The following is a 24,843-nucleotide window of genomic DNA, read 5'->3' as shown; positions in this document are numbered from 1 at the left end:
GAGACCGGATTTGACACCTACGGTCGCAATCGTCCTGAAAAAGCCAGCATTGGAAAAGGCTTATGGACACGCTGCAGAAGACCATCCACAATTCGGAAGAACCTGTCGTTTGTCGCTCCTGCGAGGCGCGCCATGGCGGGCTTTGCAGCAGCCTGACGCCGCAACAGCTTTGCGAGCTGAACCGCCATTCCAGCCGCAAGAAACTGGAAGCGGGCAATGAGCTTCTCGGTCAGGGCGAACTCGTCACCTCCTACGGCAATATTTTGAACGGCGTGGTGAAGCTGTCGAAAATGATGTCGGATGGCCGCCAGCAGATCGTCGGCCTGCAATTTGCACCGGACTTTCTCGGCCGCCCGTTCATGGCGGAAAGCAAGATGACGGCGGAAGCCGCAACCGATGTGGAGATTTGTCTCTTCCCGCGCCGCGTCGTCGACCGCATGGTTTCCGAAGTGCCCGATATGGAACGCAAGCTTCACAACCAGTCCCTGAAGGAACTGGACGAGGCGCGCGACTGGATGCTGACGCTCGGGCGCAAATCGGCGCAGGAAAAGGTTGCCAGCTTCCTTTATTTGATCGCCACCCATATCGACCCGGAAAACGACGACAAATCCTGCTTCGACCTGCCGCTCTCACGCGCCGATATCGCCGATTTCCTTGGCCTCACCATCGAAACAGTTAGCCGCCAAATGACCAAGCTGCGCAAGGAAGGCATTATCTGTATCGAGAACAACCGGCATATCACCGTGCCTCATCTCAACGCGCTGAGCGAAGCCGCGGGCAACGACTGACGGAATTCGTCCTCTCACCGGCCCTGAAGCACAGGTGTTCCGAAGTTGATGTCCGGTGCCCGCGCCTGAGCGGGTGCGAGCGCAAAACCGGCAAGAACCAGCAAAGCGGCGATGCATTTCATGATATTTCACCCCGTGCCCCGCTTTTTTTAAGCGGCCTGTTTGTTATGGCTGCATCATAGCTGGCAAACCGCATCCATCCGCTTAAGATCTTGGGTAAGCGGATAGTTCAAAGGCAGGGTAAAGAAGGGGTTATGATTGCCGGACGGCGCGCGCCGTCTAATGTCTTTACGGAAGGCTCGGCATCGCCACAAGTTTCTTCTCCCCGCCGGGGAGAAGGTGGCCCGAAGGGTCGGATGAGGGGGCAAGCTCGCGGGTTATCACTACCCTCGCCCCTTCATCCCGCTGCCGCGACCTTCTCCCTGGCGGGGAGACGAAACAAGCGGCAATCGTTCGTTCCATTGGGGGGATGTGAAGACGTTAAAGCGCAGTCTAGCGAACCGCGTCAAATGCCCGGCATAATCTCACTGCGAAGCAGCAGGTGTCGCAACCGGCTTCTGGTTTTCGGCGAGCGCCCGCAATTCGGCAACCCGGCGATTATATTCAGCTTCGGAAATCTGCCCGTTTTTCCGCGCCGCGCCGAGGCGCGAGAGGTTTGCTTCCATGGTGGAAGCCTCATCCTCACCCATCTGGGTGCCGGCGGCCGTCAGCGGCTGGGCGAAAGTGGGATAGGTGCCGGTGTTGCGCTTCTGGCTGACCGCCGTGTCGCTGACCGGGCGCGGGCCGACGATTTCGGCCGTCGGGCGGCGCATATGGGCGGGCGCGACGATCGGCTCCGGAGCCTTGCAGGCGGCAAGCGTGGCGGCGAGCATTACGCCGGAGAGCGAAAGAACACCGATTCTTGCCGCATTTTCCGCATATGTTCCCCATGTCCCCATGTGCTTGCCCATCGTCATGTTCCGCCTGTAAGGATATCGCCGATATCGAATTCGACTGCGGTTCGGCCCTTTGCGGCCTCCCCTTGCTGGTGGAACTTGTATTCGTTTTCATGCAGAATGTGCAAACACAAATTTGGTGGAGGATGGCGCATGGCAGGTGTTGACGGCGGCGGTGAGAAAAAGGGCGGCAAAACGCCCGGCTTCGACGCCAGTTCCGCCGAGGCCTACCTGATCCGCGACCCGGAAACCTTCGCGATCAACATCGCCCGTGCGCTCGAAAATCTTGGCAAAGCCGCCTCAGAATGGCTGGCGCCGCGCGAACGCGGTGACATCCCCCAAACCAGCGCCGATCCTGTGACCGATCTGGTCAAGACGCTGTCCGATGTCGCCGAATATTGGATGGCCGAACCGAAGCGGTCACTGGAGGCGCAGACCCATCTTCTCTCCAGCTACTACGATCTGTGGACGAAATCGCTGGCGCAATTTTCCGGCGACGCCGATTCGCCCCCGGAAAATGTGGCCGAAAGCGGCCCCGCACAACGCAGAAGCAAGCGTTTTGCCGATGCCGACTGGCAGACCAATCCGTTCTTCGATTTCCTGCTGAAAGCCTACCAGACCACGGTCGGTTTCGCCGACCGGATGGTGACGGAAGCCGATGGGCTGGATGAGCATACCCGCACCAAGGCGCTGTTCTACATGCGGCAGGTGACGGAGGCGCTTTCGCCGGCCAATTTCGTCTTCACCAACCCGCAGGTCTTCCGCGAAACGGTCGCCTCCAGCGGTGCCAACCTCGTCAAGGGCATGGCGCAACTGGCCGAGGATGTCGCGGCCGGCAACGGTCACCTGAAACTGCGCCAGACCGACTACAGCAAATTTGTCATCGGCCAGAATATCGCCGTCACATCAGGCAAGGTGGTGGCGAAAAGTCCGCTCTGCGAAATCATCCATTATGCCCCGACGACGGAAAAGGTCTTCAAACGGCCGCTGCTGATCGTCCCGCCCTGGATCAACAAATTCTACATTCTCGATCTCAATCCGCAGAAATCCTTCGTCGGCTGGTGCCTTGAACAGGGCCACAGCGTCTTCATGGTCTCCTGGATCAACCCGGATGCGCGCCTCGCCGACAAGGGCTGGGACGACTACATCAGGGAAGGTATCGATTTCGCGCTCGACACGATTGAGGAGCGGACCGGTGAAAAGGACATCAACGCCATCGGTTATTGCGTCGGCGGCACGCTTTTATCCTCCGCGCTGGCGCTGCATGCGCAGCAGCAAGGCGATGAGCGCATCCGCAGCGCCACGCTACTGGCCGCCCAGACCGATTTCACCCATGCCGGCGATCTCAAGGTCTTCATCGATGAAGGCCAGCTGGCGGCGCTGGACAAGCACATGCAGGCGGTCGGTTATCTCGATGGCTCGATCATGGCGACCGTATTCAACATGCTGCGCGCCTCCGATCTCATTTGGCCCTATGTGGTCGATAACTACCTGCGCGGCGCCGAGCCCCTGCCCTTCGATCTGCTCTACTGGAACTCCGATTCGACCCGGGTGACCGCCGCCAGCCACTCGTTTTATCTGCGCAATTGTTATCTCGAGAACAATCTCGCCCGTGGGCTGATGCGGGTCGCCGGCAAGCGGATCAATCTCGGCGATATCAAGATCCCGGTCTATGATCTCGCCACCCGCGACGACCATATCGCGCCGGCGAAATCGGTTTTCACGGGGGCCGCGCTGTTCGGCGGGCCGGTCGAATTCGTGCTCGGCGCATCCGGCCATATCGCAGGCGTTATCAATCCGCCGCAGCTTGAAAAGTACCAATATTGGACAGGCCCATCACCGGCCGGAGACTTCGACGCCTGGCAGGCCGCCGCCACCGCCCATAAGGGCTCCTGGTGGGTCCACTGGCAGAACTGGATCGAAAGCCAGAATGCCGAAAGGGTGAAGGCGCGTAAGCCTGGAGACGGCAAACGCCCGGTGCTCGGCGATGCGCCGGGAACCTACGTCCTTTCGTAGGATGACGGTGAAAAAGATGACCACACACGACAGAAAGGTGTCTTCCCCCGGCGTTCACCTCATCCTCATTCCTGTAACAAGCACAGGGATGAGGGATAAAAGACCCCGCAAACACACACGCTTATCTTCAAGGCATCATGTTCTTCACACCCCCGCTTATTCCCGCAACGTTGATTTCCCGCTACAAGCGTTTCCTCTTCGATGCCGTTCTGGAAGACGGCACGGCGATCACCGGCTCCTGCCCCAATACCGGCTCCATGCGCGGGCTGACGACACCGGGCTCCCGCATATGGCTGTCCGAACATGACAGCCCCACGCGCAAGTACCGGCACATGCTGGAAATGGTCGAGGCCGATGGCACTACGGTCGGCATCAATACCGGCATGCCGAACCGGCTGACGGAAGAGGCGATCCTGAACGGCCGAATCCGCGAACTTGCCGGCTATTCGACGATCCGGCGCGAACAGAAATACGGCCGCAATTCCCGCATCGATTTTCTCCTATCCGAACCCGGCCGTCCGGATGCCTATGTGGAAGTCAAGAACGTGCATTTCATGCGCGAGCAAGGCCTCGCCGAATTTCCCGATACCGCCACCAAACGCGGTGCCAAGCACCTGGACGAGCTGGGTGACGCCGCGGAAGCTGGTTACCGTTCAGTGATGCTCTATCTCATCCAGCGCGACGATTGCGACCGGATGCGCATCTGCGACGATCTCGATCCCGTTTATGCGCTGGCGTTTCAGCGGGCAATAGTGCGCGGCGTGGAGGCCTATGCGGTGAAATGCACGGTCTCGCCCTCACAAATTTCGGTCAGCGGAACGGTTAAGATGGACGAATGGCGTCCGGCTGTTTTATGAACAGGAACGTAAAGACACAGAAAGCACTATGATGGTCACCTATATCGACGCAGCCTCCGCCCCCCTCAAGAATACCGGCGTCATCCGCCTCTATACGCCTGAGGATTTCGACGGGATGCGCAAGGCGTGCCAGTTGACGGCCCGCTGCCTCGATGAACTGGCGGCCATCGTCAAGCCGGGTGTGACGACCGACGCCATCGACCGTTTCGTCTTCGAATTCGGCGCCGACCACGGTGCGCTGCCGGCGACGTTGAATTATCGCGGTTATACGAAATCCGTCTGCACCTCGATCAACCACGTCGTCTGCCACGGCATTCCGGATGAAAAGCCGCTGCGTGAGGGCGACATCGTCAATATCGACGTGACCTATGTGCTGGACGGCTGGCATGGTGATTCGAGCCGCATGTATCCGGTCGGCCAGATCAAGCGTGCGGCAGAACGCCTGATGGAAGTGACCTATGAATGCCTGATGCGCGGTATCGCAGCTGTAAAGCCCGGTGCGCGCACCGGCGCCATCGGCGCGGCCATCCAGGCCTATGCGGAAGCGGAGCGCTGCTCTGTCGTGCGTGATTTCTGCGGCCATGGCGTCGGACGCCTGTTCCACGATACGCCCAACATCCTGCATTACGGCCAGCCGGAAGAAGGGCCGGAAATCCGCGAAGGCATGATCTTCACCATCGAGCCGATGATCAATCTCGGCAAACCGCATGTGAAGGTGCTTTCGGACGGCTGGACCGCGGTGACGCGTGACCGTTCCCTTTCCGCGCAATATGAACATGCTGTCGGCGTCACAGCCACCGGCTGCGAAATCTTCACGCTGTCACCGGGTGGTTTTGATCGTCCGGGCTTGCCGCCGCTTCCCCCCGCATAAGGCCAGACCCGCCCATGGCAAAACGCCCCGCCCCGCCTTCCGCCGATCTTTCCAAAACTCCCGGCTTTCAGGCGGGCGAAGGCGATCTGTTCGGCGAGACGGATGAGCGCGGCTTTTTTGCCGAACCGCGAAGCGGCGCGAAAAGGCCGGCAGCCATCGTCGAACAAGAAACCGATGCCGCCCACTATCACGGACATCGCGAGCGGCTGCGCGCGCGTTATCGCGATGGCGGTGACACAGCCCTTGCCGATTACGAATTGCTGGAGCTTCTTCTCTTCCGGCTGATCCCGAGGCGCGATACCAAACCCATTGCCAAGGCCCTGATCGCCCGTTTCGGAACGCTTGGCGGCGTGCTCGGCGCGCCCTTGCCGTTGTTGCAGGAGGTGAAGGGCGTGGGCGAAACCGTGGCGCTCGATCTGAAGCTCGTTGCCTCCGTTTCCCAGCGTATGCTGAAAAGCGAGATCCGCAACAAGCAGGTGCTTAGCTCCTGGTCCTCGGTCATCGATTATTGCCACGCCGCCATGGCCCATGAAACGCGCGAACAGTTCCGCGTCCTGTTCCTCGACAAGCGCAACGTCCTGATCGCCGATGAGGTGCAGGGTCAAGGAACCGTGGATCACACACCGGTCTACCCGCGCGAAGTGGTGCGCCGCGCCCTTGAGCTTTCATCTACTGCTTTGATTTTAATACATAATCACCCAAGCGGAGACCCGACCCCTTCGCGCGCGGATATCGAGATGACCAAGACCATCGTCGATACGGCAAAGCCGCTCGGCATCACCGTCCACGACCACATCATCATCGGCAAGGACGGTCACGCCAGCTTCAAAGGGCTTCGGTTGATCTGAAGAAAGCGCGAAAGTTTAACGCGAGCTGCAACCCATAGAGGCGACATCAATACAAAATTAACACCTATAAATTAGCATTTCCGAAAATAATAAATCAAGGCATCGAACCTTGATGCCAAAAGGAACGGGGGTGCTTTATGTTTAATGGAGTGCGTTTCTTTCGCGATAGATCCGGCTCGTCTGCTGTCGAGTTCGCCATCGTCGCACCGATATTCTTTCTCGTCCTGCTCACCATGATCGCCTATGGCATTTATCTTATGGCGGCCTATTCGGTGCAGCAGATCGCCGCCGACGCGGCGCGGACGGCGGTTGCCGGCCTCAATACGACCGAGCGCCAGCAGCTTGCCCGGGATTTCGTCACAAAAAGCGACCTCAGTTACGCCTTCATGGACAAGAGCCGCTTCACCGTCGATGTCGCCACCGATCCCGCCAATGCCAACCAGTTCACGGTCAAGGTCGAATATGACGCCCGCGATCTGCCGATCTGGAGCCTCTACAGCTACACCCTGCCCGAACCGGTCATCCGGCGTTTTTCCACCATCCGGATCGGAGGAGTATGACATGCGAGATATTCATTCCCTGCTTCCGCGCTTCCTGAAAGATAGAAGGGGCAATATCGCCATTTCGGCGGGGCTCACCGCACCGCTTTTCATTGGCATATTGGCGCTCGGTGTCGATTACGGTTATCTGACATTGCAGAAACGGCAATTGCAGCAAACCGCCGATCTCGCGGCCATATCGGCGGCAGCCAACGCCACGGACGCCGAAAAGGCGGTCCAGCAATATTTCGCCCTCAACGGCATGGATCTCGGCGTCAAGACCGACAAGGGTCTTTTGACCGAAAAGGGCCTGCAACCCTTCGATCCCCAGAATGAATTTGCCAGCAGCAAGGGGTATGCCGAGGTCATCAAGGGTCACTATGAGCCGGATGCGACCGTACCGGTCGGCCAGCGTTTCGTTGACAATGCCCTGCCCACCAATGCGATCAAGGTGAACATCGTCGAACAGGGGCAGATATTCTTCGCCTCCGCCTTCACCACGCCCCCGAAGGTTTCGGCGGTCGGAACGGCCTCATCCCAGAAGATCGCGGCATTTTCAGTGGGATCGCGGCTGGCGAGCCTTGATGAGGGGATTCTCAACAGCCTGCTCGGCGGCCTTCTCGGCACCACGGTGTCGTTGAAGGTCATGGATTACCAGGCGCTTCTCGCCGCCGATGTCAATGCGCTGAAGATCGTTGAGGCGCTGGCCATCGATCTCAACCTCACCGCCGGCACCTATAAGGATGTGTTGCAGACGGAAATCAGCTACGGCAAATTCCTCGACGTGCTGACGAAAACCTCCGGCCTGCAGCCGGCGGTCGTCAACATTTTGAATACGCTGCAAAAAGCGGTCAACAAGAGCAACGTCAAGATCAAGCTCGAAGAAATCCTCAATCTCGGCCCCTTCTCCGACAAGCTGATCGGCACGGGTGAAAACCTCAAGGTCACCGCCGGCGTCTTCGATCTCATCAACGCCGCCGCCGTAGCGGGCAATGGCGGCAACCAGCTGGGCCTTAATCTCAACGCCAATCTTCTCGGCCTCGCCTCGGTCAAGGCAACGCTTGCCATCGGTGAACCGCCCGTCGAAACGCCATCGCTCGCCGTCGGTGGTCAGGGCACCATCGTGCGCACCGCGCAGACCCGGCTTGCGGTCAATGTCGTGGTCGATGGCCTGCAGGCCATTGCCGGTCTCAAGGTCAATCTCCCGCTTTATGTGGAAGTCGCCCATGCCGAAGCCCGGCTCGCCGATATCAGATGCACCGGCGGCGGACAGGGCACGGTGGACGTGGAAGTCGTTCCCGGCGTTGCGGAAATCGCACTCGGCAATGTCGATACCTCGGCCTTTGCCAATTTCGGCAGGGATCCGCGCGTGACCAAGGCAGCCATCGTGGATTCGGCACTGCTTGCCATTAACGGCAGCGCCCTCATCAATGCCACCAATATGACAAAGACGAAGCTAACCTTCACCCAGTCGGATATTACACAGGCCAAGATCAAGAGCGTGTCGACCAAAGACACCGTCACGACGCTGGTCAGTTCGCTGTTGAAGAACCTCAACCTCGATATCAGGCTTTTTTTCATCAACCTTGATCTGGGGGGCCTCGCGGTCATCCAGTCGGCGCTGGCCAACACGCTGGCGACGGTCACAGCGCCGGTCGATCAACTGCTCTACAATGTGCTTCTGGTTCTCGGCGTCAAGATCGGCGAAGCGGATGTCCGGGTGACCGATGTCCGCTGCCAGCAGCCCGCGTTGGTTCAGTAATCTGGCACCACGCACGAAAAAGCCGCCGGATGGTCTCCCGGCGGCTTTTTTGTTTTATGCGCTCATTGCCTGGATCAGGCGTTGGCAATCGCCAGACGCTTCTCGTCGCGGCCGCTCTTCATGCGCTCGGATAGCAGGAATGCCAGTTCCAGCGCCTGATCGGCGTTGAGGCGCGGGTCGCAATGGGTGTGGTAACGGTCGGACAGCGAATCCGCCGTCACGGCGCGCGCACCACCGGTGCATTCCGTCACGTCCTTGCCGGTCATCTCGATGTGGATGCCGCCCGGATGTGTGCCTTCGGCGCGATGGATCTGGAAGAAGCTTTCGACTTCCGAAAGGATCCGCTCGAACGGACGCGTCTTGTAGTGATTGAGCGTGATGGTGTTGCCATGCATCGGATCGCAGGACCACACGACCTTGCGGCCCTCCTTCTCCACCGCACGGATGAGCTTCGGCAGGCTGTCCGCCACCTTGTCATGGCCGAAACGGCAAATCAGCGTCAGGCGGCCGGCCTCGTTCGCCGGGTTCAGCGCGTCGATCAGTTCGATCAGATTGTCAGGCGTCAGCGACGGACCGCATTTCAGACCGATCGGGTTCTTGATGCCGCGGAAATATTCCACATGCGCATGGTCGAGCTGACGTGTGCGGTCGCCGATCCAAAGCATGTGTCCAGAGGTCGCGTACCAGTCGCCGGACGTTGAATCGACACGGGTAAGCGCCTCTTCGTAACCGAGAAGCAGCGCTTCATGGCTGGTGAAGAAGTCGGTCTCGCGCAGGCTTGGATTGCTGTCAGCGCTAATGCCGATCGCCTTCATGAAATCCATGGTTTCGGAAATCCGGTCGGCCAGTTTGCGGTAACGATCCGCCTGCGGGCTGTCCTTGATGAAGCCGAGCATCCACTGGTGAACGTTTTCGAGATTGGCATAACCGCCCATCGCGAAAGCGCGCAGCAGGTTCAGCGTCGCAGCGGACTGGCGATAGGCGTCGAGCTGGCGCTCCGGGCTCGGAATGCGCGAGGCTTCGTTGAATTCGATACCGTTGATGATGTCACCGCGGTAGGACGGCAGGGAAACGCCATCCTGCACTTCCACGTTGGAAGAGCGCGGCTTGGCGAACTGACCGGCAATGCGGCCGACCTTCACGACGGGCAGCTGCGCGCCATAGGTCAGCACGACGGCCATCTGCAGGAACGCGCGGAAGAAGTCGCGGATGTTGTCTGCACCGTGCTCGAGGAAGCTTTCAGCGCAATCGCCGCCCTGCAGCAGGAAAGCGTTGCCTTCGGCCACATTGGCGAGCTGTTTCTTCAGGCGGCGGGCTTCGCCGGCAAACACCAACGGCGGGTAAGTCGCAAGCGTGGCTTCCGTTGCCGCAAGCGCTGCCGCATCCGGATATTCGGGAACCTGCTGGATCGGTTTCTGCCGCCAGCTGCCGGGGGTCCAATTCTGTGCCATGTTCTTAACCCTTTTTTCGCCCGCGCGACGTCGCGCGGCCGCCTCGAAAAATTGAGCGGCTTATAGCTCCAAGCATCGGCTTTGCATAGCCGATCCCTGAGCTAACAGGCTCATTCTGCCCGTTTTGGGCGTTCCAGACGTACAAAAGTCAATTCAAACGATTTAACAACCCCGCCGCCATTCGAAAACTTCGCTTTCAAAGGGCGGCAGGCTGATGGGGGCGGCGATTATATCGCGCCTGTACCGACGTTAAACACGCTCGCCATTCACGACGCGATAGCTCGGCGAATACATCGTCACCAGTTCCTCGGACGCTGTCGGATGAACCGCCATGGTGCGGTCGAAATCATCCTTGGTGCAGCCGGCTTTCAGCGTGATGCCGAGAAGCTGCGCCATCTCTCCCGCCTCATGGCCGAGAATATGCGCGCCGACGACTTTACGGTCGCTAGCATTGACGATCAGCTTCATGATCGTCTTTTCCTGACGGCCGGACAACGTCGCCTTCATCGGCCGGAACTGTGCGCGATAAACTTCCAGTTCCGGATATTTCTTGCCCGCTTCCTCTTCCGAAAGACCGACGGTGCCGATCTCCGGCTGCGAGAACACCGCCGTTGCGATCAGCTCGTGATCCGGCTTCGTGGGGTTGTTCTTGTATTCGGTCTCGATGAAGCACATGGCCTCGTGGATCGCCACCGGCGTCAGTTGTACCCGGTCGGTGACGTCGCCCAGCGCGAAGATACCAGGCACGTTGGTGCGCGAGTAATCATCAACGATGATCGCGCCCCGCGCATCCAGCTTCACACCGGCGTTTTCGAGACCGAGGCCCTTGGTGTTCGGATCTCGCCCGAGCGCCAGCATCACCAGACCGACATGCAGCGAGCTACCCTGTTTGGTGCGCGCCACGAAACCGCCCGCACCATCCTTGCTGACTTCCTCGATGATGTCTTCGAGAATGATGCGGATGCCCTTGGCCTCCATCGCCTCATGCAGACCCTTGCGCATGTCGTGATCGAACCGCGAGAGGATTTCCTTGCCGCGGTAAATCAGTGTCGTTTCAACGCCGAGCCCATGGAAGATATTGGCGAATTCGACAGCGATATAACCGCCGCCGGCAATCAGGATCGATTTCGGCAGTTCTTCCAGATCGAAGGCCTCGTTGGAGGAGATCGTCAGCTCATGGCCAGGCAGCGCCTTGTGCTCGTTCGGCGTGCCGCCGACAGCGATCACGATACGCTCGGCGGTGAAGGTCTCGCCGGTTTTTGTCAGCTTCACAGTATGGGCGTCGACCAGTTCCGCACGGCTGTCGAAAATATCGGCCTTGGCGTTTTCCAGACCCTTGCGGTAGAGCCCCTCGAGACGGGTGATTTCCTTGTCCTTGGCAGCGATCAGCTTCTTCCAGTCGAAGCTGCGCTCGCCGACGCTCCAGCCAAATCCTTCCGAGTCCTCGAAATGCTCCGGAAATTGCGAGGCATAAACGAACAGCTTCTTCGGCACGCAGCCGCGGATGACGCAGGTTCCGCCATAGCGATATTCCTCGGCGATCGCCACGCGCTTGCCGAGCGAGGCCGCCACGCGGCCGCTGCGCACGCCGCCGGAACCGCCACCGATGACGAAAAGATCGTAGTCATAAGCTGTCATAGTCAAAACCCCTGATCAAAACCGCCGTCCTCAGCCTCGAGACGGGCGGCGGCGCATTCACGGCACATATAGGTGCTGCGACGCACAAATGAAAAGCCCGGTCTTGCGGCCGGGCTTTGAATATTTCTGAATTGTCCGTTCACCCAATCAGGGCTTGGGAGCCGCCGGAGCGCCGCCCGTGGCGTTCTGATCGGCCGGAAGCGGCTTCAGATCGGCGCCGGCAACCTTCTGCAGTTCCGACATGCTGGAAGCGTTGAGGTCGCGGTTGATGCCGGCGGCCCAGATATCGGCGGCCTTCATCAGTTCGCGCGTGGCGATCGGGCCGTCCTTCAGGAGCTTCTTGCCGGCTTCGCTGCTGTAGAAGGTGGAAATGGCGTTCAGCTCTTCAACGGTGAAGGCGCGCGCATAGGTGAGCGCTGCTTCGCGCTCCAGATCGGCGCGGCGCGGCGCAAGCTCGAGAGCCTTCGCGTCAACAGTCTCGGTGATCGCATCCTGAACGTTCGGCGAAGCCTGAATGAGTTCGGCCTTCAGACGCTCCGCCAGACCCGGCAGAATGTCGTCGAAACGGTCGGTAACGCCAAGAGAAGTGATCGCCTGCCGTGCGGCGGCGATATGCGCTTCCGAAATTTCCTGGGCGCGTGCGGCAGTACCGAACGCGATGCCGGAAATGAGGATCGAAGCAGCGGCAGCTTTGCCCAGTCCCGCTAGTTTGACCATGAAAATCTCGCTCCTGTTATACTGCCTGCATCACGCGGGCGCCTTCAGGACCCGCGATAATGGCAAGCGATGCCAAATTTATGAAAAGTCCGTGCTCGACGACGCCGGGAATCGTGTTCAGCTCGCGTGCTAGCGCTTCTGCATCAGGAATACGGCCAAAAGATGCGTCGAGGATAAGGTGCCCGCCATCGGTCATGAAGGCGCCGTCGCCGGAAGAGCGCAGCGCAAGCGTGCCGGAAAGCCCGGAACGCGACGCCAGTTTTTCGATGGCGATACGCGTCGCCACCTGGCCGAAAGGGTTGATTTCGATGGGAAGCGGAAAAGCGCCCAGCGTCTCCACCACCTTGCTCTGGTCGGCGATCACAATCATGCGGGCGGATGCCGCCGCAACGATCTTTTCGCGCAGAAGCGCGCCGCCGCCGCCCTTGACGAGGCGCAGCGCATGATCGACCTCATCCGCACCGTCGATGGTCAAATCCAGTTCCGGCAATTCATCCAGCGATTTCAGCGGAACGCCAAGCTCGACGCACAGGCGCGCGGTGCGCTCGGATGTCGGCACGCCCTCGACCTTGAGCCCTGCCGCGACCTTCTCGGCCAAAAGCCTGACGAATTCCTCGGCCGTCGAGCCCGTGCCGATACCGAGCCGCATCCCATCCTGTACATGGGACAATGCGGCCTCGGCGGCCTTGATCTTCATCTGGCGGGCATCCATGTGCCTGAAACTCCGGTAGCTTTATCGTCGCCGTGCTGTTTACACGGGTCGAAAGCCAAACGAAAGCCTTTTTCAAGGCAACGAACAGAACGTTGTGACGCGGTTGCAAAGACAGGCCCGTTTGCCTAGGCTTGGCGGGAATGAAAGCATCGATCGCTCAGCACCCGCATTCTGCAAGAGGCCAGTTCCCGTGACATCCCGCCTGCTCTCCCCCCTCGCCATTTTCGATCTCGACGGCACGCTGGTCGATACCGCCGCCGACCTCGTCTCAAGCCTCAACCACACCATCGCCGCAGCCGGGCTTGCGCCCGTCACCTATGACGACCTGACGCATCTCGTCGGCCAGGGCGCGCGGGTCATGATCAAGCGCGCCTTCGCGCTGCGCGAAACGGAACTGCCGGAAGCAGAGATCGATCCGCTTTATGAGCGCTTCATCACCCATTACCGCGCCGAAATGCCCGGCGAAAGCCAGCCCTATCCCGGCATTATCAGCGCGCTGGATGCACTTTCCGAAGCGGGCATCACGCTCGCCGTCTGCACCAACAAGACCGAAATCCTCGCGTTACCGCTGCTCGAAAAACTGGGCCTCAGCCGATATTTCACCGCCATCACCTGCGGCGATACGTTTGAATTCCGCAAGCCGGATGCCCGCCATATCCTCGGCACCATCGAAAAGGCCGGCGGCGACCCGCAGCGCTCGATCATGGTCGGTGACAGCATCAACGACATTCTCGCCGCCAGACGCGCGGCCGTGCCATCCATCGGCGTCACCTTCGGTTATTCGGATGTGCCGATGGTTGAACTGGAGCCGGATGTGGTGATCGACGATTTCACCGAATTGACGCCGGCGCTGTTCGAAGAACTGGTTGCGAAGGGCGAAGCGGCTGCCTGAGAGGCCGGGCCGCTTCATCCAGCCCTTATCAAACAAAAAGCGCCGTTTCCGGCGCTTTTCTCTTGACGATATGCCGATCAGATCGACGCAGCCCGCGCCTTCGTCGTCACGGCAAAGGCCTTCTGCACATAGCTGTCACGATCATAGACATCGTCAAAGAACTGCACCTTGCCGTCCTTGTCCGGCCACGCGGTGAAATAGGCCACGTAGACCGGAATCTTCTCCGGCACCTGAACGGCGCGGTTCTTGCCCGACGCGATCTGCTCGCCGACCTTGTCGACGCTGGTGCCAAGAACGGCGGCGGCCATGCGGCGCGGATCGACGAGGCGGATACAGCCGTGGCTCAGCGCCCGCATGTCGCGGTTGAAGAAGCTCTTGGCAGGCGTGTCATGCATGTAGATGGCATGTGCATTGGGGAACAGGATTTTCAGATCGCCCAACGCATTGTCGCTGCTCGGCGGCTGGCGCACGGAAACGGCGTTGGTGGAGCCATACCAGTTGACGCTGGTGGAAGAGACCGCACGGCCGCCCACCTGCACTTCGTAACCGAGCCGGTCGAGATAGGACGGATCGCGGCGTAGCTTCGGCAGCATCTCGTTGACGATGATCGACTGCGGCACACCCCAATAGGGGTTGAACTCGACAGTCTGGATCTGGTCCTGAAAGAAATAGGTCTGGTTGGCCTTGGAGCCGACGACCACCTTCATACCGAACTGTTCCATGCCGTCATTGTGGTAGTAGGCCATGAACGCCGGCTGGTTGATGAAGACATAGCGCTGGCCGAGATCGGCCGGAAGCCAGCGGATCTGCTCCATGGCCACCTGCACCTTGGCGATCTTCGCGTCATTGCTTTCGCCGACCATGGCGCGCACGGTCGCGCGGCCGATAACGCCGTCCGGCTTCAGGCCGTTTTCGCTCTGGAACGCCTTCACCAGATCGACGAGATCGGGCGTATAGTCCGGCGTTTGCTGGTAAGCGGAAATGATTGCCGCATGCTCGGCCTTGAAGGCAGGCGAAGCGCGATGTTCGATGGCCATGACGACATTGGCCATATCCGCGCTGCTATTGCCCGGCTTTAGCAACAGATCGGCAGGAACGCGGACGACATGCGCTGCATCGCCCTCGTCGCGCAGGCGCGCAAGTTCAGCCTTCAGCGCCAGATATTCGGCGCTCGACGGTTCACGGCTGCGCAGATACGCGGCAACATCGGGGCTCAGGCCGGCAAGCTTCAGCACCGGTGCGAGGTTCACCGTCTTGCGCTTGAAATCGTGATAGCCGGAAAGCCGGTTCGGATCGACACGGCCGCGGGTCGTATCCTGAACATAGGCCAGAACCTTGGCGGAAAGCGCCAGCTCGAACTGCATCTGGGCCCGCTGATAGGCGTCGGACACGGGCGCCGAGGCCATCTCCACCGTCGTAGCGGTTGCAGCCGCGCCGGAAGCATTGGTGATGCTGGCCGTCACATCCTTTGCCGGTGGCGAAATGCTGTAATCGGCCGGATCGAGGCCGCTTTCATCGACCGTCTCGAGAAAGGCGATGACAGCGTTGGCGCGCGCGGTCAGCTCGCCTTCCGAAACCCACAGCGTCTTGCCGCCGGCGCCGTAATAGGCTTCCAGTGCCTTGGCGATCTCAGGGGTGGCGCTAAACTTCAGATTGGCAAGGCCTTCACCGAAATTCGCCGTGTTTACCGCACGGGCCGAATCCGCCTTGTAGTTGTAATAGCGCGGGCCTGAAACACGCGGCAATGGCTCGGGATCGGAAGCATCGGCGCTTTGGCCCGCACTCGATCCGGAGGGTGAGGTAACGATGCCGGCCGGCGGCAACTCGCCGCGATCCCGCGCGATCTTACCGGGGCCACCGCGCAGGAGGTCCATCAACGTTACCGCCCCGGCACTGCCGGGAAGAGCGGTGGAAACGGAAAGACCGAGAGCCAGCACCAGTGCTGCCGATGTTTTTCCAGATGTGACTTGCAATTTGATCCTCGTAGCACCCAGCACCGCCAGCAAAAGGCGGGCATCAGTTTCATGCCTGTCTAGCCGATAGACGGCCAGTTGAAAAGAAAACGCGAAAAAGCCCACAACCGTGCCGAAATGAACCTTATAATACAGCCAAAGCCATAAAAACGTAATTTCCAGAATTGGCGAGAATGGTTAAATTTCTATTTATTTCATTCACTTTGCCCTGCCCCATCAGCTCATCACGGCACCCCGGAAAGCCCGGTTCGCCGGCCATTTCGCGTCGTAGTAAAAATGACACGCCGGCACCTTTTTCGCCCCGCGCCGCGCCATACGGCGAAATCGCTTTTGCGCGGCGGGAAATATCTGCCTGCGCCGCATTGCAGCGCTTTCATTGCCGGCGCGATGATTCTATATATCGGCCGCGCAAGGCGGGCGAAGGCGCCGTTTTGGCGGAGGAAAACGAGGAAAAAGGCAAGATTGATGACAGCCACACGGACGGAAACCGATACATTTGGACCCATTGAAGTTCAGGCCGATCGCTATTGGGGCGCCCAGGCGCAGCGCTCGCTCGGCAACTTCAAGATCGGCTGGGAAAAGCAGCCCGCCTCTGTCGTTCGCGCGCTCGGCATCGTCAAGCAGGCCGCAGCCCGCGCCAATATGGCGCTTGCCGGCCTCGACCCGAAGATCGGTGAGGCCATCATCGCCGCCGCGCAGGAAGTGATCGACGGCAAGCTGACCGAGCATTTTCCGCTCGTCGTCTGGCAGACCGGCTCCGGCACCCAGTCCAACATGAACGCCAATGAGGTGATTTCCAACCGCGCAATCGAAATGCTCGGCGGCGAAATGGGCACCAAGAAGCCCGTGCACCCCAACGACCACGTCAATATGAGCCAGTCCTCGAACGACACCTACCCCACTGCGATGCATATCGCCTGCGTGGAAGAGATCGTTCATCACTTGCTGCCGAGCCTCAAGCACCTGCACAAGGCGTTGGAAGCCAAGGTCAAGCAGTTTGAGAAGATCATCAAGATCGGCCGCACCCACACGCAGGATGCAACGCCGCTGACGCTCGGCCAGGAATTCTCCGGTTACGCCGCGCAGGTCGCCTCCGCCATCGCCAACATCGAAACCACCCTGCCCGCGCTTTCCAAGCTCGCCCAGGGCGGCACCGCCGTCGGCACGGGCCTCAATGCTCCGGTTGGTTTTGCCGAAAAGGTCGCAGAGGAAATTTCCAAGATCACCGGCCTGCCCTTCGTCACCGCGCCGAACAAGTTCGAAGCGCTAGCCTCGCATGATTCCATGGTCTTCTCCCATGGCGCGATCAATGCGGCTGCGGCTGCGCTCTTCAAGATCGCCAACGACATCCGCTTCCTCGGCTCCGGCCCGCGCGCCGGTCTCGGCGAACTCTCGCTGCCGGAAAACGAACCCGGCTCGTCGATCATGCCTGGCAAGGTCAACCCCACCCAGTCGGAAGCGCTGACGCAGGTTTGCGCCCACATCTTCGGCAACAATGCAGCACTGTCCTTCGCCGGTTCGCAGGGTCACTTCGAGCTCAACGTCTATAACCCGATGATGGCCTACAACTTCCTGCAGTCGGTCCAGCTTCTGGGCGACGCCGCCGTCTCCTTCACCGACAATTGCGTCGTCGGCATCGAGGCCCGCGAAGACAACATCAAAAAGGGCGTCGAAAACTCGCTGATGCTGGTGACGGCGCTGAACGGCAAGCTCGGCTACGACATCTGCGCCAAGATCGCCAAGACCGCGCACAAGAACGGCACGACGCTGCGCGACGAGGCCGTTGGCGGCGGATACCTCACCAACGAGGAGTTCGACCAGTATGTGCGCCCGGAGAACATGATCGGGCCGAAGTAATCGGTTTGGATTTTGATGGAATGCAGAACGGGCCTTCGGGCCCGTTTTTTGTTTGCTGGAAGCCCATGACACTACCTCGCACAGCTGACAAGCTTTCCCCCAATACTCAACGTCATCCTCGGGCTTGACCCGAGGATGACGGAGGGAAGGTATCACCCAACAAAAAAGGGCCGCTGTCGCGGCCCTCTTCATCTCATTCAAACCGTCAAACCAGCCGGCTCTGCTCCACCGCCGCCTCAACGAAGCTGGCAAACAGCGGATGCGGGTCAAGCGGGCGGCTCTTCAGTTCCGGATGGTACTGAACGCCGATGAACCACGGATGGTCAGGATATTCCACCGTTTCCGGCAGGACACCGTCAGGAGACATGCCGGAGAAGACGAGGCCGCATTCTTCCAGACGGTCCTTGTAGTCCACATTCACCTCATAGCGGTGACGGTGGCGCTCGGAAATATCCGTGGAGCCGTAAATCTCGGCGATCTTGGTGTCTTTCTTCAGCGCCGCCTTGTAGGCGCCGAGGCGCATCGTGCCGCCGAGATCGCCCTTGGAGGAGCGTTTCTCCAACTCGTTGCCCTTCACCCATTCGGTCATCAGACCAACGACCGGCTCGGACGTCGGCCCGAATTCGGTGGAGGAGGCATGTTCGATGCCGGCCAGATGACGGGCCGCTTCAACGACCGCCATCTGCATGCCAAAGCAGATGCCGAAATAGGGCACGTTGCGCTCACGCGCGAACTGTGCCGCCATGATCTTGCCTTCCGAACCGCGCTCGCCAAAACCGCCCGGCACCAGAATGCCGTTGACCTTTTCGAGATAGGGCGTCGGATCTTCCTTTTCAAAGACTTCCGACTCGATCCACTCAAGCTTGACCTTGACGCGGTTCGCAAAGCCGCCGTGATGCAGCGCCTCGATCAGCGACTTATACGCGTCCTTGAGACCGGTATATTTGCCGACAATCGCAATCGTCACTTCGCCTTCCGGCGTGCGGATGCGGTTGCAAACCTCTTCCCACTGTTCCAGACGCGGCTTCGGCGCCGGCTCGATGCCGAAAGCGGCCAGCACTTCCGAATCGAGGCCTTCCTTGTGGTAGGCAATCGGAACATCGTAGATATTCGCCACATCCAGTGCCTGGATGACGGCGGAAGGACGCACGTTGCAGAACAGCGAAAGCTTGCGGCGTTCGGCTTCCGGGATTTCCCGGTCGGCGCGCACCAAGAGGATGTCGGGATGAATACCGAGCGCCTGCAGCTCCTTGACGGAATGCTGGGTCGGCTTGGTCTTCAGCTCGCCGGCTGCCGGAATATAGGGCATCAGCGTCAGGTGAAGATAGATCGCCGTGCCGCGCGGCAGGTCGTTGCCGAGCTGACGGATCGCCTCCATGAACGGCATCGCCTCGATATCACCCACCGTGCCGCCGATTTCGCAGATGACGAAGTCGTAATCGTCATTACCTTCGGTGACGAAATCCTTGATCTCGTTGGTGACATGCGGAATGACCTGAACGGTCGCGCCGAGATAATCGCCGCGCCGTTCCTTGTCGATGATGTTCTTGTAGATGCGGCCGGTCGTGATGTTGTCGGTCTTGGTGGCTGAACGCCCGGTAAAGCGTTCATAGTGGCCAAGGTCGAGGTCCGTCTCGGCACCGTCATCCGTCACGAACACTTCGCCGTGCTGTGTCGGGCTCATGGTGCCGGGATCGACGTTCAAATAGGGGTCGAGTTTACGAAGCCGCACCCGATAACCACGGGATTGCAACAAAGCTCCGAGTGCTGCCGCGGCGATGCCCTTGCCTAGAGAGGAGACCACGCCGCCTGTGATGAATACATATCGCGCCATGGGATTCACCGGATACCTTTTTACCTCTGATTCCGCCAGCCAAAATTTCATTGTTTCGAAAATTCGCTGTTGACGAATCTGCGATGGGGCGAGCCGGAATGCGAACAAAAGAAAACCGGCAGGCTTTTGGCCTGCCGGAGCGTTAAATCAAAACCGGGCTTATTGACCGGTCGGAACTGCGTTCGGATCGGCTGGCTGCGCCGGGGCCGGCGCGGCCGTGCCGGAAGCGGCCGGAGCCGGGGTCGTCTGAGCCGGTGCGGCTGCACCATTGGTCGGAACGCCATTCTCAGCCGGAGCGGGCGTCGACGGCGTCGTTGACGGGCCGAGCGTATCGAGAATGCCGTTACCCTGGCCCTGCGTGGCCGGAATACGGTTCAGAATGTCGGTCGGGCGCGATTCGTAGCGCGTCAGGAGACCGAGGCCGAGCGAGGTCGCGAAGAACAGCGCGGCAAGGATCGCCGTGGTGCGCGTCAGCGCATTGGCCGTTCCGCGCGCGGACATGAAGCCCGAACCGCCGCCGATACCGAGGCCGCCGCCTTCGGAACGCTGGATCAGGACCACGCCGACAAGCGCCAGCACGATCATGAGGTGAATAACAATCAAAACGGTCTGCATGACAATCCATTCCATGCCCCGCGCGGAGCACTACAAAGAAGGTTTCGCGGCTCTTTACATGAGGCGAAGGCTTATTCCAAGCCCCTTTCCCGCTCCACTCGCAGGAAAGCTCCGATCAAGCCGTCAGTTGCTCGTATGCCGCATAGATGGACAGGAAGTCGGAGGCTTTCAAGCTCGCACCGCCGATCAGCGCGCCGTCGACGTTTTCAACACCCATCAACTCCAGCGCATTGGCGGGCTTCACCGAGCCGCCATAGAGGATGCGCATGGTCTTGCCGGCGTCGCCGAAGCGCTTGACGAGTTCGTCGCGCATGAAGGCATGGGCCTCGCGCACATCGTCCACGGTGGGTGTCAGACCCGTGCCGATCGCCCACACGGGCTCATAGGCGATGACGGTATTTTCCGCCGTCGCCTCATCCGGCAGGGAGCCGGCGAGCTGGCGCTTGAGAATATCGAGCGTCTGACCCGCCTTGCGCTCATCCGCCGTTTCGCCGATGCAGACGATTGCGATGAGATCGGCCTGATGGGCGGCGGATGCCTTGGCGCGCACCAGATGATCGGTCTCGGCATGGTCGGTGCGGCGCTCCGAATGACCAACGATGACATGGGTGCCGAAGCAGTCGGCGATCATCTCAGCGGAAATATCGCCGGTGTGCGCGCCGGAGGCGTTCTGGTGGCAATCCTGAGCGCCGATCATCAGCGGGCTGTCATCGCAGAGCGCGGTGGCGACATAAAGCAAGGTCGAAGGCGGGCAGATCAGCGCATCCACCTTCTGGGAAAGCGCGCCCTTGACGCCCTCTGCCATGGCCTTGATCTGATCGAGCGAGGCACGTGTGCCGTTCATCTTCCAGTTTCCGGCTACAAGCGGTCGAACATTCGGCGTCATGCGTATCCCATTCCCTTTGTCTAGCAGCGCCGCTGGCGGCGCTCCAACCCTCGGCCTCCAGAGGCCCTTGATCACGACAGAAGCTCTGCCGGAATTTTCCCGGATATTCCTTTAGCCGCAGGCAGCGACAATTGGTACAAAAAAGCGGTGCAAGGGTTAAAACCAGCGGCGAATTTGAAAAATTTGTCGTGAGGACGCCCTGAATGCTCCCCTAACGGCTCAAAATCCAGTTCAAGACCGCCCGCCAGTCGGTCATGCGCACCGGCGTTCCGTGGCTGCCGGTCTCGTAACGCGTGAACCGCGCCGGCTCGCCAGCCTTCAACAACGTGCGGAAGATCGTCGCTTGCTGATCGGCCGAATAAACCTTGTCGGCGCTGCCGTGGGTAAACCAGACCGGCTTCTTCGCCTTTGCAAAAGCGCTTTTCGGAAAACCCGGATCGACCGCCCCGCCGAGGATCGCCATGCCCTTGAGATTGGCGACGGCCGCCTTGTCACGGCTGATGCCATAGCAGATGAAACTACCCATGGAGGCGCAGGTCAGAATAACAGGCTTACCGCCCGACTTTCCCGCCGCATCCGCAATCAGCGCCGCGATATCGGCAACGCCGTTCTCATCGAAGGAACGAACGCTTGGCGCATAATAGGTGCCTCTATTGGCGACAGCCAGATTTTTCAGCCTGTTGAAGTTGCCGCCGAAGGTGTAGTCGTTCATGCCGAGCCGCCGGTCACCGCCGCGCCCGTGGATGAAGATGACGGTGAAGGCCTGGCCGCTCGCCGGCCCGACGCGACCGACCTCAAGCGCCCTGCCCCCGGCGGAAACGGTTTCGAGCGCCTGCGCCTTCTTCGGCGTCATATCGACATATTGTCGTTTCACCCGGCGTTCCGGCACCTCGTCGCGACCATTGATATCGCGCATTTCCTGATAGTCGATGACCTCGGACGCGCCGCCATCGCCGCTGGAAAGCACCGTATGGGCGGAAAACAGCTCATCCTTGAAGGGACGCAGCGGCCCATCAGCGGCAGAGGCCGCAACCGGCATTGCCGCCACAGTCAGGCTAAAAAGAGTACAAAACGTGAAATGAGCTGTGGACATGCCTTGGCTAACCGTTCATTCGTGGCTGCGAGACTTGCCATCGCAAAGCCGGCAGCGCAATCCTCCTGTTGCGAAACCCTGACACAATCGTGGCATAGGATGCGCCGCGTTTGCCAGACGGACCCTTGAATCGGACGGGAACCGCGTTTGGCGTTATGATCGACGCTACTGGCATAATGATTCGCATGGCGAAATTCTGACACACGCTTTTGAACTTTGGACATGATGGACGACAGCAACGATCTCTTCTCCGGTCTTCCGGCAGCACGAAACAGCGATACGGAAACGAACGGGGATGCCGCAAAGACGCCGGTGACCACGGCCGCCAACGTGCCCGCCAACGCGAATGTGCAGCCGAAACCCGCAGCCGTTGCGGCCGTGACGCCGCCCGCCCCCGTATCACCGACCGGTGACGACTACGGCGCGTCCTCGATCCGCGTGCTCGAGGGGCTTGAGCCCGTGCGCATGCGCCCGGGCATGTATATCGGCGGCACGGACGAAAAGGCGCTGCACCACCTTTTTGCCGAAGTCATCGACAACTCCATGGACGAGGCCGTCGCCGGCCACGCCAATTTCATCGAGGTCCATCTCGATACGGAAGGTTTCCTGACCGTCACCGATAACGGCCGTGGTATCCCCGTGGAAAACCATCCGCAGGTGCCGGGCAAGTCGACGCTCGAAGTCATCATGACCAAGCTGCATGCCGGCGGCAAGTTCGACGGCAAGGCCTATGAGACATCGGGCGGCCTGCACGGCGTCGGTGTTTCCGTGGTCAATGCGCTCTCCGATCTTCTGGAAGTGGAAGTGGCGCGTAACCGCAAGCTTTACCGCCAGCGTTTCTCGCGCGGTCTGCCGATCGGTCCGTTGGAAGAGCTGGGCGACGTGCACAACCGTCGCGGCACCCGCGTGCGTTTCCATCCCGATCCGCAAATTTTCGGCGATCACGCGAAATTCGAGGCGGCCCGCATCTTCCGCATGGCCCGCTCCAAGGCCTATCTCTTTGGCGGCGTCGAAATCCGCTGGAGCTGCGATCCCGGCATGGTGCCCGCCGGCGGCGAAATCCCCGAAAAGGCCGTGTTCCATTTTCCGGGTGGCCTGAAGGATTATCTCGCCGCCACGCTCGGCAAGGAATTCACCGTCACCCGCGAAATTTTCTCGGGCCGCACGGAAAAGACGGGCGGCCACGGTGCGCTGGAATGGGCAGTCACCTGGTATGGCGGCGACACGCAGATCCATTCCTATTGTAACACCATCCCGACCCCTGAAGGCGGCACGCATGAGGCGGGCTTCCGCATCGCGCTCACCAAGGGCCTGAAGAATTATGCGGACCTGACGCAGAACAAGCGCGCCAAGGACATCACCACCGATGACGTGATGATCTCGGCTGCCGGCATGCTCTCCGTCTTCATCCGCGAGCCTGAATTCGTCGGCCAGACCAAGGACAAGCTCGCAACCGTCGAGGCCCAGCGCATCGTCGAAAACGCGCTACGCGATCCCTTCGACCATTATCTCGCCGGCAATCCGGGCGAAGCGGCAAAGCTGCTCGACTGGGTGATCGAGCGCGCCGAAGAACGCCTGCGCCGCCGCAAGGAAAAGGAAGTCAATCGCAAGACCGCCGTGCGCAAGCTACGCCTGCCCGGCAAGCTGGCGGATTGCGCCCAGAACACCGCAGAAGGCGCTGAGCTTTTCATCGTCGAGGGCGACTCGGCCGGCGGCTCGGCCAAGCAGGCGCGCAACCGCGCCAACCAAGCCATCCTGCCGCTGCGCGGTAAAATCCTCAACGTCGGCAGCGCCAGCCGCGAAAAGCTCTCCGCCAACCAGCAGATCGCCGATCTCATCCAGGCGCTGGGCTGCGGCACGCGCACAAAGTACCGCGAAGAGGATTTGCGGTACGAGCGCATCATCATCATGACCGATGCCGATGTCGACGGCGCCCATATCGCCTCGCTGCTCATCACCTTCTTCTATCAGGAAATGCCGGAACTCATTCGCGGCAACCATCTCTATCTGGCCGTGCCGCCGCTCTACAAGATCGCGCAAGGTGCGAAATCCGCCTACGCCCGCGACGACGCCCACCGCACTGAGCTGATGGAAACCATGTTCAAGGGCAAGAAGGTGGAAATCAGCCGCTTCAAAGGCCTCGGCGAAATGATGGCCGCGCAACTTAAGGAAACCACCATGGATCCCGAAAAGCGCACCCTGCTGCGCGTCGAGATCGACGACGTGGATTTCGAAGGAACCCGCGAGGCCGTCGACAATCTGATGGGCACCAAGGCGGATGCACGTTTCCGCTTCATTCAGGAACGGGCGGCCTTTGCGGATAATCTGGATATCTGATTGAAAAAACCAACCTAATACTGGCCAAATAGCCCTAATAATGGCCATTTTGGAACCTGAAACTGGCCAACACCACATTTGACCATTTCCGGGCTGTTGGTTTCCGCGCGGAACTGAGCCGGTGGGGGTGCGGATAAAAAGTTGGACTGTTTTAAATGCTCAGGCCGAGGCTCTTACGATATTCGACCGGGCTGAGCGATCCCAGCGATATCTTGATGCGCT

The 24,843-nt window shown here is 60.1% G+C and carries 21 protein-coding genes; 11 read left to right on the top strand and 10 right to left on the bottom strand.

Annotation, left to right across the window (positions count from 1 at the left end):
- Positions 1 to 62 precede the first annotated feature (62 nt).
- Positions 63 to 788 carry a transcriptional regulator FnrN gene (gene fnrN, locus PL597_RS22015; RefSeq protein ID WP_271366241.1) on the top strand — a complete coding sequence of 242 codons (726 nt, stop codon included), beginning with the start codon at positions 63 to 65 and terminating at the stop codon, positions 786 to 788.
- 524 nt (positions 789 to 1,312) lie between these two features.
- Here fnrN and PL597_RS22010 read toward each other — a convergent pair.
- Positions 1,313 to 1,738, bottom strand: coding sequence for a hypothetical protein (locus PL597_RS22010; RefSeq protein WP_271366239.1), 426 nt, complete (start codon positions 1,736 to 1,738; stop codon positions 1,313 to 1,315).
- 138 nt (positions 1,739 to 1,876) lie between these two features.
- On the opposite strand from PL597_RS22010, the gene PL597_RS22005 reads away from it, so the two are divergent.
- The 6 genes from PL597_RS22005 (at position 1,877) to PL597_RS21980 (ending at position 8,616) form a co-directional block, all read left to right on the top strand.
- Positions 1,877 to 3,739, top strand: a complete 1,863-nt coding sequence (locus tag PL597_RS22005) for a PHA/PHB synthase family protein (protein WP_271366238.1) — start codon at positions 1,877 to 1,879, stop codon at positions 3,737 to 3,739.
- A 137-nt stretch (positions 3,740 to 3,876) separates the two neighbouring features.
- Positions 3,877 to 4,596: a DNA/RNA nuclease SfsA gene (gene sfsA, locus PL597_RS22000; RefSeq protein WP_271366236.1), complete on the top strand. Its 720-nt coding sequence runs from the start codon at positions 3,877 to 3,879 to the stop codon at positions 4,594 to 4,596.
- 31 nt (positions 4,597 to 4,627) lie between these two features.
- Positions 4,628 to 5,467, top strand: a complete 840-nt coding sequence (gene map, locus PL597_RS21995; protein WP_173989629.1) for a type I methionyl aminopeptidase — start codon at positions 4,628 to 4,630, stop codon at positions 5,465 to 5,467.
- A 14-nt stretch (positions 5,468 to 5,481) separates the two neighbouring features.
- A complete protein-coding gene (radC, locus tag PL597_RS21990) occupies positions 5,482 to 6,315 on the top strand; it encodes a RadC family protein (protein ID WP_269824644.1) in 834 nt (277 codons plus the stop codon).
- Positions 6,316 to 6,452: 137 nt separating this feature from the next.
- Complete coding sequence (locus PL597_RS21985) at positions 6,453 to 6,875, top strand: TadE/TadG family type IV pilus assembly protein (RefSeq protein WP_077982221.1); 423 nt, start codon at positions 6,453 to 6,455, stop codon at positions 6,873 to 6,875.
- A gap of 1 nt (position 6,876) precedes the next feature.
- Positions 6,877 to 8,616, top strand: a complete 1,740-nt coding sequence (locus PL597_RS21980) for a TadG family pilus assembly protein (protein WP_271366235.1) — start codon at positions 6,877 to 6,879, stop codon at positions 8,614 to 8,616.
- Between the two features lie 74 nt (positions 8,617 to 8,690).
- Here PL597_RS21980 and PL597_RS21975 read toward each other — a convergent pair whose 3' ends face one another.
- The 4 genes from PL597_RS21975 to rpiA all read right to left on the bottom strand — a co-directional run bounded on the left by PL597_RS21975 (position 8,691) and on the right by rpiA (position 13,134).
- Complete coding sequence (locus PL597_RS21975) at positions 8,691 to 10,067, bottom strand: class II 3-deoxy-7-phosphoheptulonate synthase (protein WP_077982219.1); 1,377 nt, start codon at positions 10,065 to 10,067, stop codon at positions 8,691 to 8,693.
- 249 nt (positions 10,068 to 10,316) lie between these two features.
- Complete coding sequence (gene gor / locus PL597_RS21970) at positions 10,317 to 11,705, bottom strand: glutathione-disulfide reductase (protein WP_077982218.1); 1,389 nt, start codon at positions 11,703 to 11,705, stop codon at positions 10,317 to 10,319.
- A 147-nt stretch (positions 11,706 to 11,852) separates the two neighbouring features.
- Entirely contained in the window at positions 11,853 to 12,422 is a 570-nt protein-coding gene (locus PL597_RS21965; protein ID WP_077982217.1) for a DUF2059 domain-containing protein, read from the bottom strand.
- A 16-nt stretch (positions 12,423 to 12,438) separates the two neighbouring features.
- Positions 12,439 to 13,134, bottom strand: coding sequence for a ribose-5-phosphate isomerase RpiA (gene rpiA / locus PL597_RS21960; RefSeq protein ID WP_077982216.1), 696 nt, complete (start codon positions 13,132 to 13,134; stop codon positions 12,439 to 12,441).
- Positions 13,135 to 13,324: 190 nt separating this feature from the next.
- Between rpiA and PL597_RS21955 the strand changes: the two genes are divergently transcribed.
- Positions 13,325 to 14,026 carry an HAD family hydrolase gene (locus PL597_RS21955; RefSeq protein WP_269824647.1) on the top strand — a complete coding sequence of 234 codons (702 nt, stop codon included), beginning with the start codon at positions 13,325 to 13,327 and terminating at the stop codon, positions 14,024 to 14,026.
- A gap of 77 nt (positions 14,027 to 14,103) precedes the next feature.
- Here PL597_RS21955 and PL597_RS21950 read toward each other — a convergent pair whose 3' ends face one another.
- Complete coding sequence (locus PL597_RS21950) at positions 14,104 to 15,963, bottom strand: L,D-transpeptidase family protein (RefSeq protein ID WP_269824716.1); 1,860 nt, start codon at positions 15,961 to 15,963, stop codon at positions 14,104 to 14,106.
- A gap of 209 nt (positions 15,964 to 16,172) precedes the next feature.
- Here PL597_RS21950 and PL597_RS21945 point away from each other — a divergent pair, with 209 nt between their 5' ends.
- Together PL597_RS21945 and fumC are read left to right on the top strand one after the other, a co-directional pair.
- Positions 16,173 to 16,508 carry a hypothetical protein gene (locus tag PL597_RS21945; protein WP_142912270.1) on the top strand — a complete coding sequence of 112 codons (336 nt, stop codon included), beginning with the start codon at positions 16,173 to 16,175 and terminating at the stop codon, positions 16,506 to 16,508.
- Positions 16,465 to 17,856, top strand: coding sequence for a class II fumarate hydratase (fumC, locus tag PL597_RS21940; protein WP_269824648.1), 1,392 nt, complete (start codon positions 16,465 to 16,467; stop codon positions 17,854 to 17,856). The genes PL597_RS21945 and fumC overlap by 44 nt, the downstream gene beginning before the upstream one ends.
- Positions 17,857 to 18,061: 205 nt before the next feature.
- Here fumC and PL597_RS21935 read toward each other — a convergent pair whose 3' ends face one another.
- The 4 genes from PL597_RS21935 to PL597_RS21920 all read right to left on the bottom strand — a co-directional run bounded on the left by PL597_RS21935 (position 18,062) and on the right by PL597_RS21920 (position 22,284).
- Positions 18,062 to 19,699: a CTP synthase gene (locus PL597_RS21935; protein ID WP_162520379.1), complete on the bottom strand. Its 1,638-nt coding sequence runs from the start codon at positions 19,697 to 19,699 to the stop codon at positions 18,062 to 18,064.
- A 150-nt stretch (positions 19,700 to 19,849) separates the two neighbouring features.
- Positions 19,850 to 20,305: a preprotein translocase subunit SecG gene (gene secG / locus PL597_RS21930; protein ID WP_137410437.1), complete on the bottom strand. Its 456-nt coding sequence runs from the start codon at positions 20,303 to 20,305 to the stop codon at positions 19,850 to 19,852.
- A gap of 115 nt (positions 20,306 to 20,420) precedes the next feature.
- On the bottom strand, positions 20,421 to 21,191 hold the full coding sequence (gene tpiA / locus PL597_RS21925) for a triose-phosphate isomerase (protein WP_077982212.1): 771 nt from the start codon (positions 21,189 to 21,191) through the stop codon (positions 20,421 to 20,423).
- A 211-nt stretch (positions 21,192 to 21,402) separates the two neighbouring features.
- On the bottom strand, positions 21,403 to 22,284 hold the full coding sequence (locus PL597_RS21920; RefSeq protein WP_271366233.1) for an alpha/beta fold hydrolase: 882 nt from the start codon (positions 22,282 to 22,284) through the stop codon (positions 21,403 to 21,405).
- A 222-nt stretch (positions 22,285 to 22,506) separates the two neighbouring features.
- Between PL597_RS21920 and parE the strand changes: the two genes are divergently transcribed.
- Positions 22,507 to 24,621 carry a DNA topoisomerase IV subunit B gene (parE, locus tag PL597_RS21915; RefSeq protein WP_142912272.1) on the top strand — a complete coding sequence of 705 codons (2,115 nt, stop codon included), beginning with the start codon at positions 22,507 to 22,509 and terminating at the stop codon, positions 24,619 to 24,621.
- Positions 24,622 to 24,843 lie beyond the last annotated feature (222 nt).

This window comes from Agrobacterium sp. ST15.13.013 (genome assembly GCF_027956525.1).
GTDB classification, from domain to species: Bacteria; Pseudomonadota; Alphaproteobacteria; order Rhizobiales; family Rhizobiaceae; genus Agrobacterium; species Agrobacterium salinitolerans.
Note: the sequence above shows the minus strand (reverse complement) of the source record. Positions and strands in the feature narration are given on the sequence as shown.

What these genes read in the sequence shown, in the direction of transcription:
- PL597_RS21975 (WP_077982219.1), bottom strand. Translation starts at nt 10,067, where the DNA reads ATGGCACAGAATTGGACCCCCGGCAGCTGGCGGCAGAAACCGATCCAG.
- PL597_RS21945 (WP_142912270.1), top strand. Translation starts at nt 16,173, where the DNA reads ATGGTTAAATTTCTATTTATTTCATTCACTTTGCCCTGCCCCATCAGC.
- PL597_RS22010 (WP_271366239.1), bottom strand. Translation starts at nt 1,738, where the DNA reads ATGGGCAAGCACATGGGGACATGGGGAACATATGCGGAAAATGCGGCA.
- map (WP_173989629.1), top strand. Translation starts at nt 4,628, where the DNA reads ATGGTCACCTATATCGACGCAGCCTCCGCCCCCCTCAAGAATACCGGC.
- PL597_RS21965 (WP_077982217.1), bottom strand. Translation starts at nt 12,422, where the DNA reads ATGGTCAAACTAGCGGGACTGGGCAAAGCTGCCGCTGCTTCGATCCTC.
- fumC (WP_269824648.1), top strand. Translation starts at nt 16,465, where the DNA reads ATGACAGCCACACGGACGGAAACCGATACATTTGGACCCATTGAAGTT.
- PL597_RS21985 (WP_077982221.1), top strand. Translation starts at nt 6,453, where the DNA reads ATGTTTAATGGAGTGCGTTTCTTTCGCGATAGATCCGGCTCGTCTGCT.
- parE (WP_142912272.1), top strand. Translation starts at nt 22,507, where the DNA reads ATGATGGACGACAGCAACGATCTCTTCTCCGGTCTTCCGGCAGCACGA.
- PL597_RS22005 (WP_271366238.1), top strand. Translation starts at nt 1,877, where the DNA reads ATGGCAGGTGTTGACGGCGGCGGTGAGAAAAAGGGCGGCAAAACGCCC.
- PL597_RS21920 (WP_271366233.1), bottom strand. Translation starts at nt 22,284, where the DNA reads ATGTCCACAGCTCATTTCACGTTTTGTACTCTTTTTAGCCTGACTGTG.
- tpiA (WP_077982212.1), bottom strand. Translation starts at nt 21,191, where the DNA reads ATGACGCCGAATGTTCGACCGCTTGTAGCCGGAAACTGGAAGATGAAC.
- fnrN (WP_271366241.1), top strand. Translation starts at nt 63, where the DNA reads ATGGACACGCTGCAGAAGACCATCCACAATTCGGAAGAACCTGTCGTT.
- PL597_RS21980 (WP_271366235.1), top strand. Translation starts at nt 6,877, where the DNA reads ATGCGAGATATTCATTCCCTGCTTCCGCGCTTCCTGAAAGATAGAAGG.
- sfsA (WP_271366236.1), top strand. Translation starts at nt 3,877, where the DNA reads ATGTTCTTCACACCCCCGCTTATTCCCGCAACGTTGATTTCCCGCTAC.
- rpiA (WP_077982216.1), bottom strand. Translation starts at nt 13,134, where the DNA reads ATGGATGCCCGCCAGATGAAGATCAAGGCCGCCGAGGCCGCATTGTCC.
- secG (WP_137410437.1), bottom strand. Translation starts at nt 20,305, where the DNA reads ATGCAGACCGTTTTGATTGTTATTCACCTCATGATCGTGCTGGCGCTT.
- gor (WP_077982218.1), bottom strand. Translation starts at nt 11,705, where the DNA reads ATGACAGCTTATGACTACGATCTTTTCGTCATCGGTGGCGGTTCCGGC.
- radC (WP_269824644.1), top strand. Translation starts at nt 5,482, where the DNA reads ATGGCAAAACGCCCCGCCCCGCCTTCCGCCGATCTTTCCAAAACTCCC.